The 17,452-nt window shown below is 66.0% G+C and carries 14 protein-coding genes; 4 read left to right on the top strand and 10 right to left on the bottom strand.

The features are described from left to right. Positions 1 to 70 precede the first annotated feature (70 nt). Positions 71 to 1,093, top strand: coding sequence for an ROK family protein (locus tag FJW08_RS30650; protein ID WP_140813556.1), 1,023 nt, complete (start codon positions 71 to 73; stop codon positions 1,091 to 1,093). 173 nt (positions 1,094 to 1,266) lie between these two features. Here the strand turns inward: FJW08_RS30650 and FJW08_RS30645 are convergent, their stop codons facing one another. Continuing rightward, positions 1,267 to 2,595 carry a dicarboxylate/amino acid:cation symporter gene (locus FJW08_RS30645; protein ID WP_140813555.1) on the bottom strand — a complete coding sequence of 443 codons (1,329 nt, stop codon included), beginning with the start codon at positions 2,593 to 2,595 and terminating at the stop codon, positions 1,267 to 1,269. A gap of 303 nt (positions 2,596 to 2,898) precedes the next feature. On the opposite strand from FJW08_RS30645, the gene FJW08_RS30640 reads away from it, so the two are divergent. From FJW08_RS30640 to FJW08_RS30630, 3 genes are read left to right on the top strand one after another with little or no spacing between them, the layout of a single operon-like run. Continuing rightward, positions 2,899 to 4,719 (top strand): sensor histidine kinase, encoded by a 1,821-nt coding sequence (locus tag FJW08_RS30640; RefSeq protein WP_140813557.1) that lies wholly within the window; start codon positions 2,899 to 2,901, stop codon positions 4,717 to 4,719. Beyond that, positions 4,716 to 6,068 (top strand): sigma-54 dependent transcriptional regulator, encoded by a 1,353-nt coding sequence (locus FJW08_RS30635; RefSeq protein WP_140813554.1) that lies wholly within the window; start codon positions 4,716 to 4,718, stop codon positions 6,066 to 6,068. Before FJW08_RS30640 ends, FJW08_RS30635 begins: the two co-directional genes overlap by 4 nt. A gap of 30 nt (positions 6,069 to 6,098) precedes the next feature. Next, positions 6,099 to 6,527, top strand: a complete 429-nt coding sequence (locus FJW08_RS30630; RefSeq protein WP_140813553.1) for a GNAT family N-acetyltransferase — start codon at positions 6,099 to 6,101, stop codon at positions 6,525 to 6,527. Here the strand turns inward: FJW08_RS30630 and FJW08_RS30625 are convergent, their stop codons facing one another. The 9 genes from FJW08_RS30625 to murA form a co-directional block, all read right to left on the bottom strand. Next, positions 6,528 to 7,643: an anhydro-N-acetylmuramic acid kinase gene (locus FJW08_RS30625; protein ID WP_140813552.1), complete on the bottom strand. Its 1,116-nt coding sequence runs from the start codon at positions 7,641 to 7,643 to the stop codon at positions 6,528 to 6,530. It abuts the gene before it with no gap. Between the two features lie 9 nt (positions 7,644 to 7,652). Beyond that, the gene (locus FJW08_RS30620; protein WP_140813551.1) at positions 7,653 to 8,657 is read right to left on the bottom strand and encodes a serine hydrolase; all 1,005 of its coding nucleotides are present in this window, start codon (positions 8,655 to 8,657) and stop codon (positions 7,653 to 7,655) included. Between the two features lie 208 nt (positions 8,658 to 8,865). After that, a complete protein-coding gene (locus tag FJW08_RS30610) occupies positions 8,866 to 10,614 on the bottom strand; it encodes an ABC transporter ATP-binding protein (protein ID WP_140813549.1) in 1,749 nt (582 codons plus the stop codon). After that, positions 10,611 to 11,450 carry an ABC transporter permease gene (locus FJW08_RS30605; RefSeq protein ID WP_140813548.1) on the bottom strand — a complete coding sequence of 280 codons (840 nt, stop codon included), beginning with the start codon at positions 11,448 to 11,450 and terminating at the stop codon, positions 10,611 to 10,613. Before FJW08_RS30605 ends, FJW08_RS30610 begins: the two co-directional genes overlap by 4 nt. After that, positions 11,450 to 12,409 (bottom strand): ABC transporter permease, encoded by a 960-nt coding sequence (locus FJW08_RS30600; protein ID WP_140813547.1) that lies wholly within the window; start codon positions 12,407 to 12,409, stop codon positions 11,450 to 11,452. The genes FJW08_RS30605 and FJW08_RS30600 overlap by 1 nt, the downstream gene beginning before the upstream one ends. Before the next feature lie 37 nt (positions 12,410 to 12,446). Next, entirely contained in the window at positions 12,447 to 13,961 is a 1,515-nt protein-coding gene (locus FJW08_RS30595) for an ABC transporter substrate-binding protein (protein WP_140813546.1), read from the bottom strand. A 121-nt stretch (positions 13,962 to 14,082) separates the two neighbouring features. After that, positions 14,083 to 15,006 (bottom strand): N-acetylmuramic acid 6-phosphate etherase, encoded by a 924-nt coding sequence (murQ, locus tag FJW08_RS30590; protein WP_140813545.1) that lies wholly within the window; start codon positions 15,004 to 15,006, stop codon positions 14,083 to 14,085. Positions 15,007 to 15,176: 170 nt separating this feature from the next. After that, positions 15,177 to 16,058, bottom strand: a complete 882-nt coding sequence (locus FJW08_RS30585) for an N-acetylglucosamine kinase (protein ID WP_140813544.1) — start codon at positions 16,056 to 16,058, stop codon at positions 15,177 to 15,179. Next, a complete protein-coding gene (gene murA / locus FJW08_RS30580) occupies positions 16,055 to 17,311 on the bottom strand; it encodes a UDP-N-acetylglucosamine 1-carboxyvinyltransferase (protein WP_140813543.1) in 1,257 nt (418 codons plus the stop codon). The genes FJW08_RS30585 and murA overlap by 4 nt, the downstream gene beginning before the upstream one ends. Positions 17,312 to 17,452 lie beyond the last annotated feature (141 nt).

The following is a 17,452-nucleotide window of genomic DNA, read 5'->3' as shown; positions in this document are numbered from 1 at the left end:
CGTCACGGTGGCGCGGGACCAACGCCCAATCAGCTCCTAAACTGATTCAACGCAATCGTGAGGTTGCCTGATGAGCATCGAAGCCGCCCTCGCGATCGATCTTGGCGGCACCGAGCTTCGTGCCGCTTTGGTCGACCGTGACGGCAAGATCCTGGCTTTCGCCGCTGTGCCGACGCAGGCGCAGGCCGGTCCCGAAGTGGTCATCGGCCAGATCGAGGCGCTGGCGGCAACCGTCCATGCCGAGGCGCCGGGGGTGTCGATCCTCGGCGTCGGCGTCGGCGCGCCGGGTCCGCTCGATCCGCTGGCCGGCATCGCCGTCGGACCGCCGACGCTGGCCGGCTGGCAGGATGTGCCTTTGGCCGACATCCTCGAGCGGCGGCTCGGCCTGCCGGTGCGGCTGGAGAACGACGCCAACGCGGCTGCGCTCGGCGAATGGCGCTTCGGCGCCGGACACGGCGCGCGCTCGCTGGTCTTCGTCACCGTCTCGACCGGGATCGGCGGCGGCGTCGTCGCCGACGGACGCATCCTGCATGGCCGCCGCGGCCTTGCAGCCGAGATCGGCCACATGACCATCACCAATGAAGGCGAGCGCTGCGTCTGCGGCGTCGTCGGCTGCTTCGAGGCTATTGCCTCGGGCACCGCGCTCGGCCGCCGCGCCAATGCCGCGACGTCGCCCCTGGACGGCTCGACGCTGCGGCGCCTCTCGGCAAACGCCGAGGTGACGGGCCGCCACGTCGTCGAGGCCGCACGCCTGCAGGACGATCTCGCTCTGGCCCTGCTCGAGGAGGAGGCACGCTGGCTCGGCGTCGGCTTCACCAATCTCCTGCATCTCTATTCGCCCGACGTGCTGGTCGTCGGCGGCGGCATCGCCAATGGCCTCGACCTGATGGCGCCCGTCATCGAGGCGACCATCCGCCAGCGCGCCATGCGCGCCTATCGCGACGTGCCGGTCGTCCAGGCCCAGCTCGGCCGCCACGCCGGGCTGGTCGGCGCGGCCAGCCTGGTGCTGTTCGATGATCTGGGCACGTTGGCGGCTCCCATGCCCGTCGGCCCAAGCACATATCCGGACACGAGAAGGGACTTCAATGGCTGAGCTCAAGCTGCGCGGCCCTGTCTCGCTGCAAGTCGATCCGTCGCGCTGCCATCTCTTCGCGGCCCGATGGCAAGGCCCTGACGCCACTGGGCAAAGCCGCCTGACGTCACGGACATAAGCCGATGGCCGCAAGCTGCGTGCTTGCGGCCATCGTCATTTCACGGAACGGCGGACTACTCGGCGGGAACGACGTCCGCCGGCAGGCTGTCGTCGGCCGTGCCAGCCAATGCGCTGGCCAGCTTGGCCTCGTCGAGTTCGCCTTCCCAGCGGGCCACGACCAGGGTCGCCACCGCATTGCCGACGAAATTGGTCAGCGCCCGGCATTCCGACATGAAGCGGTCGACGCCGAGGATCAGCGCCATGCCGGCGACCGGCACCGAGGGCACGACCGAAAGCGTCGCGGCCAGGGTGATGAAGCCGGCGCCGGTAATGCCGGCGGCACCCTTCGAGGACAGCATGGCGACCAGCAGCAGCAGGATCTGATCGCCGATCGACAGATGGATGTTCGTCGCCTGGGCGATGAACAGGGCGGCCAGCGTCATGTAGATGTTGGTGCCGTCGAGATTGAAGGAATATCCGGTCGGGATGACCAGCCCGACCACCGAGCGCTTGGCGCCGGCCTTTTCCATCTTTTCCATCAGCGAGGGCAGGGCCGCTTCCGACGACGAGGTGCCCAGCACCAGGAGGAGCTCTTCCTTGATGTAGCGGATCAGGGACAGGATCGAGAAGCCGTTGTAGCGGCAGACGGCGCCGAGCACGACGAACACGAACAGGAACGACGTCGCGTAGAAGGTTCCGACCAGCATGGCGAGGTTGATGACCGAGCCGATGCCGTATTTGCCGATGGTGAAGGCCATGGCGCCGAACGCGCCGATAGGGGCGGCCTTCATCAGCACGCCGACCAGCTTGAACATCGGCGCCATCAGCGCCTGCAGGAAGTTGAGCACCGGCGTGCCCTTGTCGCCGACCAGCGCCAGCGCGATGCCGAACAGCACCGAGAAGAACAGCACCTGCAGGATGTCGCCGTCGGCGAAGGCGCCGACGATCGTGCCGGGGATGATGTTCATCAGGAAGCCGGTGACCGACTGGTCATGTGCCTTGGCGGCGTAAGTGTTGACGGTCGAGGCGTCGAGCGTCGCCGGGTCGATGTTGAAGCCGGCGCCCGGCTGCACGACATTGGCCATGACAAGGCCGATGATGAGCGCCAACGTGGAGAAGGTGAGGAAGTAGAGCATCGCCTTGCCGGCGACGCGGCCGACCTTCTGCAGGTCGCTCATGCCGGCGATGCCGGTTGCCACCGTCAGGAAGATGACCGGGGCGATGATCATCTTCACCAGCTTGATGAAGGCGTCGCCCAGCGGCTTCATGCTCTCGCCGATCGACGGATAGTAATGGCCGAGCAGGATGCCGACGGTGATTGCCACCAGCACCTGGACGTAGAGCTGGGCATAGAGGGGCTTGCGCTGCGCGGCGGGCGCGGCGGATTGGTCTGCGATATGCATGGAACTCTCCCTGGCCGGATGGACGGAACCCGCCCTGCGTGACTTCTCCCATCGCGGCGTTCCGGTCGCCCGCCGCTGCAAGGACTTTTGCAAGCGCTGTGCCAGATGGCGGAAAGACCGGAATTCCCGGGTCTCAGCCGTTCCTGCCCTGCTTTCGACGGAGATTTGTGCGGATTTCCGCACAGGTCTTGTTTGCCCTGGCGGAATTTCGCATTAGACTGGGGCCAAGCCTTGCAGGGAAGGAGAGGGCCGACGCCGCGACAGCGCATCGATAGCGAAGCCCCAGGATTTGCCGGTCGCGACCTGTTGCGCGAAGCGGTAGCGCGCCTGCGCGGCGGCCGTTGGCTGCTTCTAGCAATCGCGCTCGCGGTGCTGGTCGGCGCGGTCGCCATTGCCGGGCGCATCGCCGAGGGGCAGGCCGCCGGCAACCTGCGCGCCGGGGCACTGGCCGCCTTGCCGCTGGCGGCGGGAACGCTGACCGGCGAAATCGAAAAGCAGCGTCTCGTGCCGCTGGTGCTGGCGCGCGACGATGCGGTGCGCGATGCGCTGCGCCGCGCCGGGAAGGTCGAGGAAACAGCTCTCGACGCCAAGCTGAAGGCCATAGCCGGCGATGCGTCGGCGTCCGCCGTCTATGTCATCGATACGGCGGGCATGGCGATATCGGCCAGCAATGCCGGCCAGCCGGACAGCTTTGTCGGCATCGACTATAATTTTCGCCACTATTTCACCGATGCGATGGCCAAGGGCGCCGCCAGCCAGTATGGCCTCGGCACGATCAGCGGCAAGCCGGGGCTCTACCTCGCCAGCCGTGTCGACGACGGGGGCAAACCGCTTGGCGTCGCGGTTCTGAAGGTCGAACTCGGCGGTGTCGAAGCCAATTGGCGCGCCAGCGGCTTTCTCGTTTTCGTCACCGACGGGCGCGGCGTCGTTCTGGCCACCAGCCAGCCCGACTGGCGCTTCCATGCGCTGGCGCCGCTCTCCGCCGCGGACGCCGCTTCGGCGCATGACCAGCTTCAACTGGTCGACGCCGCCTTCGAGCCGCTGCCGATACGGCGTGGCGCCGGTGACGGTCTGGCGACAATCGACGAAGCCGGAAAATCGCGCCGGTTCGTCGAGGTGGTGCAGGACTTGCCCGATGCCGTTCCCGGCTGGCGCCTGTGGCTGCTGACGCCCGCCGATGCCGCCCTGGCTGCCGCCGCCAACACCGCGCGCCTGACGACGCTGCTCGGGCTGCTGCTGATGGGGCTGCTTGCCTACGTGTTCACCCGGCGCCGTCGCGCACGCCGGCTGCGGCAGGAAGCGCTGGCGCGCATGAATGCCGAACTCGAGAGCCGGGTCAGCACAAGGACGGCTGAACTGACCCGATCCAACAGCGCTCTCGCCGGCGAAATCGCCGAGCGCGAAAATGCCGAGGCCAAGGTCCGCCGGCTGCGCGACGATCTCGCCCAGGCCAACCGGCTCTCCATCCTCGGCCAGATCGCCGCCGGCGTGGCGCATGAGATCAATCAGCCGGTCGCCGCGATCCGCACCTATGCCGAGAACGCCGGCCGCTTCCTTGACGCCGGCAAGACCGAACCGGCGAGCGGCAATCTGACCTCGATCGTCTCGATGACCGAACGCATCGGCGCCATCACCGGCACGCTGCGCAGCTTTGCCCGCCGGCCCGGCACTGCTGCCTCGCCCTTGCCGGTGCGCGAGGCGATCGAGGGCGCGCTGTCGCTTCTGTCCGGCCGCATCCGTGATTCCGGCGTCACCATCGTCAAGCCGCGCGGCACCGCATCGCCATTGGTGATGGCAAGCCGCATCCGGCTGGAGCAGATCCTGGTCAACCTGTTGCAGAACGCGCTGGACGCCATGAAGGACCGGCCTGATCCCCGCATCGAGATCGACCTCGCCGAACGTGACGGTCACGTGCTGATTTCGGTGCGCGACAATGGGCCCGGCCTCGGGCCGGAAGCCGCCGGCAATCTGTTCATGCCGTTCCAGACCACCAAGGAGAAGGGGCTTGGCCTCGGCCTGGTGATCTCGCAGGAGATCGCCCAGGAATTGGGCGGCACGCTGCGGCTCGACCCCGACACCGCCGGCGGCGCATCCTTCACCATCGACTTGAGGCGGATCGAATGACCCAGGGATCAGAGCTGGTGGCGCTCGTCGACGACGATGCCGACCTGCTTCATGCCACCACGCAACTGCTCGAACTTGCCGGCTTCACGGTAATCGCGCTCGACGCCGCCGAAGCGGCGCTTGGCGTCGTCGACAAGGATTTCGAGGGTGTGGTCGTCAGCGATATCCGCATGCCTGGCATGAACGGTCTGCAGCTCTTCGACCGCATCAAGGCTGTCGACGCCGACTTGCCGGTGATCCTGGTCACCGGGCATGGCGATGTCGATCTTGCGGTCGCCGCGCTCAAGGACGGCGTCTATGATTTCATCCCGAAACCCTATGCGGGGGAGCGTCTGGTCGAGGCGCTGAAACGGGCATCGGAGAAGCGGCGGCTGGTCATGGAAAACCGGCGGCTGCGCGAAGCCGCGGCACTTGCCGCCGACGGCATGCCGTTGATCGGCGAAGCACCCGCCATGAGGCGATTGCGCGAGACCTTGCGCCAGATCGCCGACATGGATGTCGACGTGTTGGTGGAAGGCGAGACCGGAACCGGCAAGGAAGTCGTGGCCGACCTCCTGCATCGGTGGGGCCGGCGTCGCACAAAGCCCTTCGTCGCATTGAACTGCGGCGCTCTGCCCGAAACCGTCATCGAAAGCGAGCTGTTCGGCCACGAGGCCGGCGCGTTTACCGGGGCGCAGCGGCGGCGGATTGGCCGGATAGAGCACTCCAGCGGAGGCACGCTGTTTCTCGACGAGATCGAATCCATGCCACCGGCCCTGCAGGTCAAGCTCTTGCGGGTGCTGGAGACGCGCAGCCTCACTCCGCTCGGCTCGAACGAGACACGGCGCCTCGATCTCCGGGTCGTCGCGGCGACCAAGATCGACCTCGGCCGGCCCGACCAGCGTGGCGATTTCCGCGAGGATCTCTATTTCCGCCTCAACGTGGTGACGCTGCGCATTCCCCCGCTACGCGAGCGGCGCGGCGATATCGCGATGCTGTTCGGCCATTTCCTCGGCAAGGCGGCGGAACGGTTCGGCCGCCCTGTCGCCAGGGTGAACGCAGCCGTGAGCCATCATCTCCAGTCGCACGACTGGCCGGGCAATGTGCGCGAACTCGCGCATTTCGCCGATCGCGTTGCGCTCGGCCTTGGGCCTGAGGACGAAGCCAGGGCAGTCGATCGGCTGCCGGAGTCTGCCGCCGCGCTGCCCGAAAGGGTCGGGCAATACGAGGCGCAGCTCATCCGCGACGCACTGCGCCATCATGGCGGCGATGTGCGCGGCGCCATCGACGCGCTCGGCGTGCCGCGCAAGACGTTCTACGACAAGCTCAAGCGCTACGGCATTGCCGCTTCCGACTTCCGCCCCTCTTGACGCTTCCAACTGCGCAATCCGGAAAGAGCCATGAACACGACACTCGAAACGACGGCAAATCCCCAGCCGGAAGAACTCGCCTTTCTCAGTGAACGGCTGACGGCGTTCAACGACGCCGATGTCGGCGCGTCCGAAAGGAAGGCGTTGGCCGTATTCGTGCGCGGCGAGGACGGCGCGGTGGTCGCCGGCATTTCGGGCTACACTGCCTGGGGCTGGCTCTACGTGCAGTGGCTGTGGGTCGACGAAAGGCTGCGCGGCCAGCACATGGCCGGCCAGATGCTGGACGCGGCCGAACGCGAAGCCGTGGCGCGCGGCTGCCAAAATGCCTGGATCGACACTTTCAATCCCAGCGCCGCCAAGGTCTATCAGAGGCAGGGCTATCAGCCTTTCGGGACGCTGGCCGATTTCCCTGTCGGCCGCAGCCGCATCTTCTTGCGGAAGACGCTGCCGACCGGTTGATCAACCAGCCAGCTTTCCGCCGCGCATCGGCTGCGGTGCGCCGGTCGTGCTCGGGAAACTTATCGGCAGGCCCCGCAGCACGCGCACCGCGAGGAAGGCAAAGCACTCCGCCTCCACCGCGTCGCCGCTCCAGCCGAGGCTTTCGGCCAGCACCACCTCGACACCGGCGCGGCTGGCCAGCATGGCCATCATCGTCGGGTTGTGGCGGCCGCCGCCGCTGACCACCAGCTTCTTCGGCCGGCTTGGCAGAAGGTCGAGCGCCTTGCCGACAGCCGACGCGGTGAAGGCGGTAAGCAGGGCCGCTCCATCCTCGGCGCTCAGGCCATCGGCCATGGCCGCGCCGAAGTCGAAACGGTCGAGCGATTTCGGGTAGGCCTTGGTCAGATAGGGATGCTGCAACAGCTTGGCGAGCCGGGCTTCGTCGACCGTTCCCGCGCGGCCAAGCGCGCCGTCGCGGTCCATTTCGCCGAGCCCTTTCGACTTGATGAAGTCGTTGAGCGGCGCGTTGGCGGGGCCGGTATCGAAGGCGATGACATTGTCGGCGCCGTCCCACCAGGTGATGTTGGCGACGCCGCCGAGATTGAGCACGGCCACCTCGCCACTGGCGCCGGCGCTGCGCATCAGCGCGGTGTGATAGGCGGCGGCCAATGGCGCGCCTTGTCCTCCGGCGCGCATGTCGGCCGAACGGAAATCATAGGCGACCTTGGTGCCCAATATCTCGTGCATCAGCTCACCATCGCCAAGCTGGCGGGTCTGGCCGAGCCGCCCGATCTGCGGCGCGCGGTGCAGCACGGTCTGGCCGTGAAAGCCGACGACGCCGATATCGGCCATCGTCATGCCGTAGCCTTCGACGAGTTCCTTCACCGCTGCCGACTGAGCACGCGTCAGAGCCTCTTCCGCCTTGCGAAAGATCGCCGGTTCGGGTCCGATAAAATTCCAGGCCCTGGCCGCCGTCAGCGTCTCCTCCAGCAAGGAGCGGATCGAGGGGGGATAGGGCATCAGCCGGTAGGTGCCGAAATCCTCGATCCGCTCGCCATCTGTCTTGATCAGCGCCACATCGATGTTGCCGTCAAGCACGGTGCCGGTCATCAGGCCGACGGCCCAGATTGGTTCCATGGTCTATCCCTACCCCCTGTTGACGAGATCGCCGACCGCCTGCCGCAGCGAGACGATGCCGCTGTCGAAATGGCGTGTCGGATGGATGCGGTTGGTGAGCAAGGTCCACGCCTTGCCCTTGTCGAAGTCTATCCACAGTCCGGTGCCGGTAAAACCGGTATGGCCGATCGTTCCCTGACTGCATAACGCACCGCCGGACCAGCCTTCGTGAGGTCGCTCCCAGCCATGGGTTCGGGTGGCCGACAAGGGCTCGCGCATCAGCGCGATCGATTGTCCGGATGCGCCGGTTCCGTCCAGCAGCCCCTGGGCAAAATCGAGCACCGAAGCGGCCGTGCCGAACAGGCCGGCGTGCCCAGCGCCTTGCAGCGCCGAGCAATTGTCGTCGTGGACCTCGCCGGAGAGCACGCGATGACGCCAGGTGCAGTCCTCGGTCGCGGCGGCGGCATCGGGTTCCGTGGACCAGGCAAAACCCGGGCCGGGCTCCATGGCGCGGATGCTCTTGCCCGACAGCCGCTCCAGCGCAAAGCCGAGCAGGATGAAGTTGATGTCGGAATAGACGGGGTCGCGCGCCCGCCATTCCCGCTGCAGGATGAAGGCGCGCAGCAGTTCGGGATCGCGTCCATAGGTGTAGATCGGCTCGACTGCGGGGAAGGGCGTCTGGTGGCCGAGGCACTGGCGGAAGGTCACCTTCCGCTCCCAAGCGTTCGCGTCATACTGGCGAAGGTCGGGAAGCACCGAGATCAGCGGCGCGTCGAGATCGATGACGCCGTCCTGCGCCAGCGCCAGGATGCGTGGCGTGGTGAAGATCACCTTGGTCAGGGACGCCAGGTCGAACCAGGTGTTTTCCTGCATCGGCCGTGGCTCCGGCACGAGCTGCGCAGAGCCGATCGCGCGGACGATGCGGTCGCCACTTTTGTCTACAATTCCGAGCACGCCGCCGGGGATGCGCTTGGCGGTTACCGCTGCTTCCAGCGGCGCGTACGCTCGATCGAAGAACCGGGAGAGGCTACTCAATGCCGGTAGCGCTCTACGGCGCCCCCCTCTGTCCTACCGGACATCTCCCCCACGAGGGGGGAGATTGGCAGTTTTGGCGTCCCGCTCTTTCTACAACGTTGGAGATTGGCGAAAGCCCCGATGACATCCAATCTCCCCCCTTGTGGGGGAGATGTCCGGCAGGACAGAGGGGGGCGCTGTCCCGCCGACCTTGCATATCCCAGGGCCATCACGCCTCCACCCTCGCCATATGATCCCCGCCAAACCGCTCCCATTTCGCCGGCGCCGGTTCAAACCCTTGCGGCCTGACCAGCGACGGTACCTGGCGCGTGTCGATCTCGAAATGCTCGTGCCGCCGGTCGATGGTCGGAACGGCGGCGATCAGCTTCTTCGTGTAGGAATGCCTCGGTTTCGACAGCACGGATTGCGCGTCGCCGATCTCGACGATCTGGCCGGCATAGATGACGGCGATGCGGTGGGCAATCCGCTCGACCACGGCCATGTCGTGCGAGATGAACAGATAGGCCAGCCCAAACTCGCGCTGCAGGTCGACCAGCAGCTCCAGCACTTTGGCCTGCACCGAGACATCGAGCGCCGACACCGCTTCATCGAGAACCACGACGGACGGGTTGAGCATCAGCGCGCGGGCGATGCACAGTCTTTGCCGCTGGCCGCCGGAGAATTCGTGCGGATAGCGCTCGAGGCTGTTCCTGGGCAGGCCGACGCGTTCGAGCAGGCTCGCCATTCTGGCACGCGTTTGGGCATCCACCCGCCCGCCGGTCGCAATCACCGGTTCGGCCAGAATGCTCTCGATGGTGAGCCTCGGGTTGAGCGAAGCGTAGGGGTTCTGGAACACCATCTGCACGGGCTTGGCGCCGCGTTCCGCCGACGCCATTCGGCTGCCAACCGAGAAGCTGCCGCGCATCGACCGCACCAGCCCGAGAACCGCCTTGGCGGTGGTGGATTTTCCCGAACCGCTCTCGCCGACGATGGCCAGCGTCTCGCCTTGCATCAGGTCGAAATCGACACCGTCGACGGCATGGACCGCGCCGGTGGCGCGGCTGAAGAAATTGCTCTTGAGCGGAAACCGCACCACGAGACCATCGACCGTCAACGCCGGTTGCGTGTTCGCACCCTTGTCGCGCTGCCCGTCGGCGCGTGTCGCCCGGCCGCTGGCGAAATGCGGCACGTCCTGCAGCAGATGCTGCGTGTAGGGATGCCGGGGGGTGTCAAGGATCTGGTTCAGCTCGCCCTGTTCGACGGCCTGGCCGTTCTGCATCACCATCACCTTGTCGGCGATGCCGGCGACCAGGCCGATATCGTGCGTGATGAAGATCATCGACATGCCGCTTTCGCGCTTGAGTTCGGCCAGCAGCGCCATGATCTGCGCCTGCACCGTCACATCGAGCGCCGTCGTCGGCTCGTCGGCGATCAGCAGGCGCGGATTGCAGGCGAGCGCAATGGCGATCATCACCCGCTGCAGCATGCCGCCGGACAACTGGTTGGGTGTATATTTCAGCCGTCGCGCGGCATCGGGAATGCGCACGCGGTCGAGCGCGTCCCTGGCTGCCGCCGTGGCTTGCCGGCCTGTCAGCCCGCGATGCAGGCGGAACGATTCCTCGATCTGGGTGCCGATGGTCAGCACCGGGTTGAGCGATGTCATCGGCTCCTGAAAAATCATGCCAATTTCGGCGCCGCGAATGCCGGTGAGTTGCGCCTCGGTCGCGGCCGCCAACTCGAAGACGGTCCCATCGGCCCGCTTGAGCTTCATCGAGCCGCCGGTGATGCGGCCGCCGCCGAAGTCGACGAGCCGGTTGATCGACAGCGCCGTCACCGATTTGCCCGAGCCGCTTTCGCCGACAATGGCCAGCGTCTCGCCATCGGCGATATCGAAACCGACGCCGCGCACCACTTCATTGGCCTTGGGATTGCGGCCGAAGCCGACGCGCAGATCCGACACCGACAGCAGCGGGGTCATGCGAACGCTCTCCGCATCCTCGGGTCGAGGATGTCGCGCAAGGCGTCACCCAGCAGGTTGAAGCCGAGGATGCTGATCATGATCGCCAGACCTGGGAAGATCATCAGCCAGGGCGCCGTCTCCATCAAATTGCGGCTATCGCTCAGCATCAGGCCGAGCGAGGCGGCAGGCGGTTGAGTGCCCAGCCCGAGAAAACTCAAGCCGGCTTCCGTCAGCAGCGCCCAGGCCAGCGCCAGCGTCACCTGCACAGTCAGCGGCGCCACGAGGTTGAGCAGCAGGTGGCGCGTGACGATATAGCTCGCACTGCTGCCGAAGGTGCGCGCGGCGTCGACGAATTCGCGTGCCTTGAGCGACAGGGCTGGGCCGCGCACGACGCGGGTAAAGATCGGCGTGTAGACGATGCCGATGGCCACCACGCTGGTCCATGTGCCCGGCCCGGCGACGGTGACGATGAGCAGCGCCAGAAGGATTGCCGGGAAAGCCAGCAGCACGTCCATGATGCGCATCACGACGCCGTCCCAGCGGCGCCCGAGCCAGGCGGCGGCAAGCCCCAGGACCGTTCCGGCAAGCGCCGCGAAGGCCACCGAGAAGAAGGCGACCGTAAAGGACTGGCCGATGCCCGCCATCAGGCGGCTGGCGACATCGCGGCCGAACAGGTCGGTGCCCATCCAGTAGGCGGCGCTGGGCGCATGCAGCCGGTCGATACGGTATTGCGTGATCGGATTGTGCGGCGTCAGCCCGAGCAGGCCAAGGATGGCGAGCAGCAGATAGACGCATACGATGATGCCGCCGATACGGCCGCTGCCATGGCCGAAGATGGCACGCAGGATGCGCATCACTGTTCCCCCAGCCGGATGCGAGGATCGAGCGCGACATAGGCGAGGTCGACAAGGAGATTGACGATCATGAAGTTGAAGGCGATGAACAGCACGCTTCCCTGCACCAGCGCATAGTCGCGCTGCAGGATGGCATCGAGCACCATGCGTCCGAGGCCGGGCAGGGCGTAGATCTGCTCGACGATGACGGCGCCGCCCAGGAGATAGCCGAACTCTATGCCGCTCAGCGTCACCACCGGGATCAGCGCGTTGGGCAAAGCATGCCCCCAGATGACGCTGCGCGCCGAAGCGCCCTTGCTGCGGGCCGTGCGCACATAATCGTCGCTCAACACGTCGAGCATCGCCGAGCGCGCTATGCGGGTGACCGACGCCGCGAAGGCAAAGCCGAGCGTGATGGCTGGCAGGATCAGCTGGCTGAGATTGCGCAGGGGATCCTGCCAGAGCGGCGCGAATTCGCCCATCGCCGGCAGCACGCCGAAGCCGGCCGACAGCGTGTAGATGATCAACAGGCCAAGCACGAAGCTAGGCGTCGACTGGCCGATCATGGCCACGATGCGCACGCCGAGGTCGGACGGTTTTTCGCTGCGCGTGGCGGCGAAGATGCCGGCCGGCATGCCGACGAGAAGCGCGATGATCATGGAAAGCACAGCCAGCTCCAGCGTCAGCGGAAAGCGCTCGAGGATGACGTCGAGAACCGGCCGGCCATAGGTGACGGAGATGCCGAAATTGCCGTGCAGGATGCCGCCGATCCAGCGCCAGTACTGGACGAACCAGGGCTGGTCGATACCGAAATAGGCGGCGAGCGAATCCCGTTGAGCCGGCGTCAGCAGGCCGGCCTCGGTGCCCAGCATCGCCGTGATCGAATCGCCGGGCACCATCCGGATCGCCACGAAGACCAGGATGGACACGCCAAGCAGGACGAGAGGAAACGTCGCCAGCCGTCGCAAGAGATAGTTCACGCCAGGAAGACCTCTCGTCCCGTTGCCGAATCCGGCGCTATTGGATCGTCACCTTGCTCAGGCTGAACAGCGTGCCGGTCGGCGTCGGCACGAAGCCGGTGACGTTCTTCTGCTGGGCCGTATAGCTGTAGGAGGTGTAAAGCCAGATCCACGGCGACATCTCGGCGAGGTGCTTCTCGAACGCGGCGAAGATCGCCTTGCGTTTGGCCGGGTCGGTCTCGGCGCGGCCCTGCTGCATCAGGCTGTCGAGGGTGTCGTCGATGTAGTTCGCCACCTTCTGCAGATTGCCGGCCTTAGTCCAGTAGCGGTTGTACATCGTATAGGGGTCGGCACGCCCGCCGTTGAGCGCGATCGCCATGTCGAAATCGCCTTTTAGCCAGGCGTCGACATAGACGTTGAGCTCCATCATCTTGATGTCGAGCTTGACGCCGATCTCGGCGAGCTGCGACTGGATGACCTGGGCTTCCGCCGCTGCCGTCGGCGGCTCGCCGGTGGCGCCGATCACGGTCGCCGAAAAGCCGTCGGCAAAGCCGGCCTCGGCCATCAGCTTCTTGGCCTTTTCAACATCGCGCTTGTAGCAGAACAACTGGCTCGGATCGGTGGCGAACGCCGGGATGGTCAGTGGCCCGGTGACCTTGCCTTCGCTCAGCGCAGCAGTGTCCAGCACCTCCTGCCGGTCGATGGCGCAGGAGATCGCCTGGCGCACCTTGAGCTCGGTCATCGGCTTGCGCGACGGGTTGAGCTGCAGCACGTTGTAGGCAAGCACGGGCACGCGGTTGAGCTGCAGGGTGGCTTCCTTCGGCACGAGCGTGGCGACCAGCGGATCGTTGAGCAACGCGAAATCGATCTGCTTGGTGCGCATGGCCGCGAGGATCGCCGCCTCGTCCGGCAGCACGCTGATCTCGATGCCATCGACGCCGGTCGCGCCGCCGGCCCAGTCCTTGTTGGCGCTCAAGACCTCCTTGGCGTTGGGGTCCCACTTGTCGAGCTTGAACGGGCCGGAACCGACCGCTTTGGTGCCGATCGAGCCTGCCTTGATTTCAGCCGCCGGAACGATGGCCGCGTTGACGTCGCTCATCGCCGTCAGGATCGGCGCGTCGGGCTGCGACAGATGGAATACGACGGTGCCTGCATCCGGCGTGTCGATGCTGGCGATCGACAGAAAATTGGCGCGGGCGGCGGCACCCGTCTTCTCGTCGAGGATGCGCTCGAACGACGCCTTGACGTCGGCGGAGGTGACCGCCGTGCCGTCCTGGAATTTCGCCTTGGGATCGAGCTTGAAGGTCAGCTCCTTGCCGTCTTTCGAAAACTCCCAGGAGGTGGCGACGGCAGGGATGATCTGCAGGCTGGCGTCGAGCCGCACCAGGGGCTCGTAGATGAGCTCCAAAAGCCGCAGCGAGGAAAATGCCGTCTGCTTGTGCGGATCAAGCCCGGTGGCGTCTTGCGACCAGGCCATGTGCAATGTCGCCGCCTGCGCCGAAACCGAGGCGATGCCGAGCATAGCGGCAAGGGTGATGCCCGACAGCAGTGTTCTTGTGAGGTGCCTTACCATTTTCGTCTCCCATTATGACTTGACTTGATGCCTTGCAGTTTCTGTCGACCGCTTCCAAGGTACACGTGCTTTGGAGTATCGGCCCAGTCTATGCGGCTTCACCCGTCTTGTCCCATCTGCTTCAGGCCGCTTCGTCGCTGATCGCCTTTCGCAGGAACCCTCCGGCTTTGACCAGTGCCGTCCGCGCCGCCTCGACATCGAGGCCGGTGATGGTCACCAGGATCGCCAGCTTGACGTCATTGCCGGTCCGCTCGAGCGCCTGTCGCGCCTGCGGCGCGGTGCAGCCGGTCGTCTGCATGACGATCCTGACCGCGCGGGCGACCAGCTTCCGGTTCGACGGGTTCAGGTCGACCATCAGATTCTGGTAGCTCTTGCCGATGCGGATCATCGAAGCCGTGGTCAGCATGTTGAGCACCAGCTTCTGCGCGGTTCCCGATTTCAGCCGCGTCGAGCCGGTGAGCACTTCGGGGCCGACGACGGGTGAGATGGCGATGTCGGCGATGCCTGCAATGGTCGATGCCGGATTGCAGGACAGCGCGACGGTCGTCGCGCCGATCTGCCTGGCATAGGTCAGCCCGCCAATCACATAGGGCGTGCGCCCGCTGACCGCGATACCCACCACCACGTCGTCAGCTGTGAGCGTGATGTCCTGCAAGGCCCTGGCGCCCATCTTCGGGTCATCCTCGGCGCCTTCCAGCGAGCGCACCAGCGCGTCGGACCCACCGGCGATCAGGCCGACCACCATGCCTTCGGGCACGCCGAAGGTCGGCGGACATTCCGAAGCGTCGAGCACGCCAAGCCGGCCGCTGGTGCCGGCGCCGATATAGACGAGCCGCGCGCCTTTCTGGAAGGCGAGCACGATCTGGTCCACCGCGGCGGCGATTTCCGGCAGCACCTTTTCGACGGCCACAGGGACAAGCTTGTCCTCGTCGTTGATCCGGCGCAGCACGTCGATGGTCGGCAGCAGGTCGATGTCGACGGTCCTCGGGTTCCGGCCCTCGGAAACCAGCCGGTCCAGTTCGGACATCAACCCTTGCTCGGTCATCCCAGTGCTCTCAAAAATCATACTGCACGGCGCGCCCGGCATGGCTCGACGGGCAACCAGTGCAGACGGACCTTGGCTCCGTCACCGCAGTTTTTCTTTGTTAACTTTTTAGAATTTGATATTCGCATCGTCAACAGAGATTTGGAATATTTTATTCCTACTCTTACCAGCTATCCCTTGCAGACCGACCTCTTCGCAAGAATGATCGCTCCGGCCACGGCATCGCCGTCGGCTGGCTTCAGGCGACGCCGGACATCGGGGGAAAGCCAGGGCTCGAGCGGGCTGGCGAGACCGCCCAGCAAGGTCACGCGCGGCGCGCCTTTTTCGAACAGCACCCGAACCAGCGTGTCGATCTGCTCTGCCGCGCTTTGCACGATGCGGCGTCCGACGGGGTCGCCCTGGTCGGCATGGCGCATCACCATGGGTGCAAGCGCGGCATAGTCCGTGGCGCTGGCGCGGTCCATCCAGGCGACGGCCTCCATAGGGTCGCCCGCGAAGCGTTGCATGACCTCCGCCAGCAGCGCCGTCCGTTCGTGGCGGCCGTCATGGGCGCGCAGCGCCAGCTGCACGGCTTTCAGTCCGAGGTCTGCGCCACTGCCCTCGTCGGAGATCGGAAATCCATAGCCGCCGGCGCGCAGGTCGCGGCCCCCGACAAAGCCAAGGCCGATCGAGCCTGTCCCGGCGATGACGATGGCGCCGTCCCGGCGGGAATGCGCGCCAAGGCAGGCGCCGACGCCGTCGCTGACGAAGTCGATGCTGGCAAAGGGATGCGCGATTGCCAGCAGCGCCTCCAGCGCGCCTTTGCGGCCGATGCCGGCAAGGCCGATGCCGGCATGGATCCGGGCGGTCTCGGCCGGCGCGAAACCCGCTTCATCGATCGCCGCGCCGAAGGCTTTCGCAATGGAGGCCCAGGCCGCCTCGATGCCGAGCCGCGTCGTCGCGGGGCCGGACAGGCCTTGTCCCAGCACCGTGCCTTGGGCGTCCTCGAGGCGGGCGCGGCAACCGGTGCCGCCGCCATCGACGCCGAGAAAATAACTCGCGTCGGTATTCATGCGCCCAGCCGCTCGATGTCGGCGCCGCACAGGCGCAGCTTGCGGTCCAGTTGCTCGTAGCCGCGGTCGAGGTGATAGACGCGGTTGATGATGGTCTCGCCTTCACAGACCAGCGCCGCCAGCACCAGCGATACCGAAGCGCGCAGGTCTGTGGCCATCACTTGCGCGCCATGCAGCTTTTCGCCGCCGCGCACCAGGGCCATGGTGCCTTGCAGCTTGATGTTGGCGCCGAGCCGCATCAGTTCGGGCACATGCATGAAGCGGTTCTCGAAGATGGTTTCGCGCAGCAGCGAGGCGCCCTGCGCGCAGCACATCAGCGCCATGAACTGCGCCTGCAGGTCGGTCGGGAACCCTGGATAAGGTTCCGTGGTGAGGTCGGCTGCCTTGAGCGGCCGGTCGCGTGACACGATCAGACCGCGATCACCGGGCCAGACGCTGACGCCGGTCGCCTCCAGCAATTGCACCACCGAGGCCATGTGCTCGAGCCGGGCGTGCGTCAGTTCGAGCTGGCCCCCGGTGATCGCGGCCGCGATGGCATAGGTGCCGGCCTCGATCCGGTCCGGGATGATGTCGTGCCTGGCGACGTGCCAGTTGGTGTCGCCCGCGATCAGGATGCGGTGCGTGCCGGCGCCTTCGATCCGCGCGCCCATGGCGTTGAGGCAAGCGGCGAGATCGGCCACTTCCGGTTCGCGCGCCGCGTTGAGGATTTCGGTCTCGCCCTTGGCCGTGGTCGCCGCCATCATGGCGGTTTCCGTCGCCCCGACCGATGGCGAGGGGAGCACGATGCGGGTGCCGGTCAATCCGTTCGGCACCGAAGCGACGATCAGGCCGTTCTTGATGGCGATCCTGGCGCCGAGTGCGGCGAGTGCGGCGACATGCATGTCGACCGGCCGCGCGCCGATCGCGCAACCGCCCGGCAGCGAAACCCGGGCGTGGCCGAACCGCGCCAGCAACGGCGCCAGGACCAGCACTGTCGCCCGCATCTTCCGCACCGTGTCGTAGGACGTTTCCTTGGAAACGGCGGCACTTGTGTCGATGGTCGCGGCATGGGCGGACCTTGTCACTTCGGCACCGTGAAGCCTTGCCACGCCGAGCATATTTTCGACGTCGGTCACATCGGGCAGGTTGGTCAGTTCGAGCGGGTAGGGGCTGAGCAGTGCGGCCGCGATCTGCGGCAAGGCGGCATTCTTGGCGCCCGATATGGTGACCGCGCCTTGCAGTCTCTGTCCGCCGACGATCCGCAATCTGTCCATGGCTGATACCTTGACGATAAGGCTCACACCGGCAACCTGCCTGGGAAAGCTGCTCCAAATCCCGAGCGGTGACCCGGGTCAGGTTTGAGAATTAGTTCTGCGTTCTTGGCTGTCAATCGAAATTGGAATAATTTATTCCTC

This window comes from Mesorhizobium sp. B3-2-1 (assembly GCF_006439515.1).
Lineage (GTDB): Bacteria > Pseudomonadota > Alphaproteobacteria > Rhizobiales > Rhizobiaceae > Mesorhizobium.
The sequence above is the reverse complement of the archived record's forward strand: the minus strand, read 5'-3'. Positions and strand labels throughout refer to the sequence as shown.

Excerpts from the sequence above, each read along its gene's own strand:
- FJW08_RS30650 (WP_140813556.1), top strand. The coding sequence starts at position 71 with ATGAGCATCGAAGCCGCCCTCGCGATCGATCTTGGCGGCACCGAGCTT.
- FJW08_RS30645 (WP_140813555.1), bottom strand. The coding sequence starts at position 2,595 with ATGCATATCGCAGACCAATCCGCCGCGCCCGCCGCGCAGCGCAAGCCC.
- FJW08_RS30635 (WP_140813554.1), top strand. The coding sequence starts at position 4,716 with ATGACCCAGGGATCAGAGCTGGTGGCGCTCGTCGACGACGATGCCGAC.
- FJW08_RS30630 (WP_140813553.1), top strand. The coding sequence starts at position 6,099 with ATGAACACGACACTCGAAACGACGGCAAATCCCCAGCCGGAAGAACTC.
- FJW08_RS30625 (WP_140813552.1), bottom strand. The coding sequence starts at position 7,643 with ATGGAACCAATCTGGGCCGTCGGCCTGATGACCGGCACCGTGCTTGAC.
- FJW08_RS30610 (WP_140813549.1), bottom strand. The coding sequence starts at position 10,614 with ATGACCCCGCTGCTGTCGGTGTCGGATCTGCGCGTCGGCTTCGGCCGC.
- FJW08_RS30605 (WP_140813548.1), bottom strand. The coding sequence starts at position 11,450 with ATGCGCATCCTGCGTGCCATCTTCGGCCATGGCAGCGGCCGTATCGGC.
- FJW08_RS30595 (WP_140813546.1), bottom strand. The coding sequence starts at position 13,961 with ATGGTAAGGCACCTCACAAGAACACTGCTGTCGGGCATCACCCTTGCC.
- murQ (WP_140813545.1), bottom strand. The coding sequence starts at position 15,006 with ATGACCGAGCAAGGGTTGATGTCCGAACTGGACCGGCTGGTTTCCGAG.
- FJW08_RS30585 (WP_140813544.1), bottom strand. The coding sequence starts at position 16,058 with ATGAATACCGACGCGAGTTATTTTCTCGGCGTCGATGGCGGCGGCACC.
- murA (WP_140813543.1), bottom strand. The coding sequence starts at position 17,311 with ATGGACAGATTGCGGATCGTCGGCGGACAGAGACTGCAAGGCGCGGTC.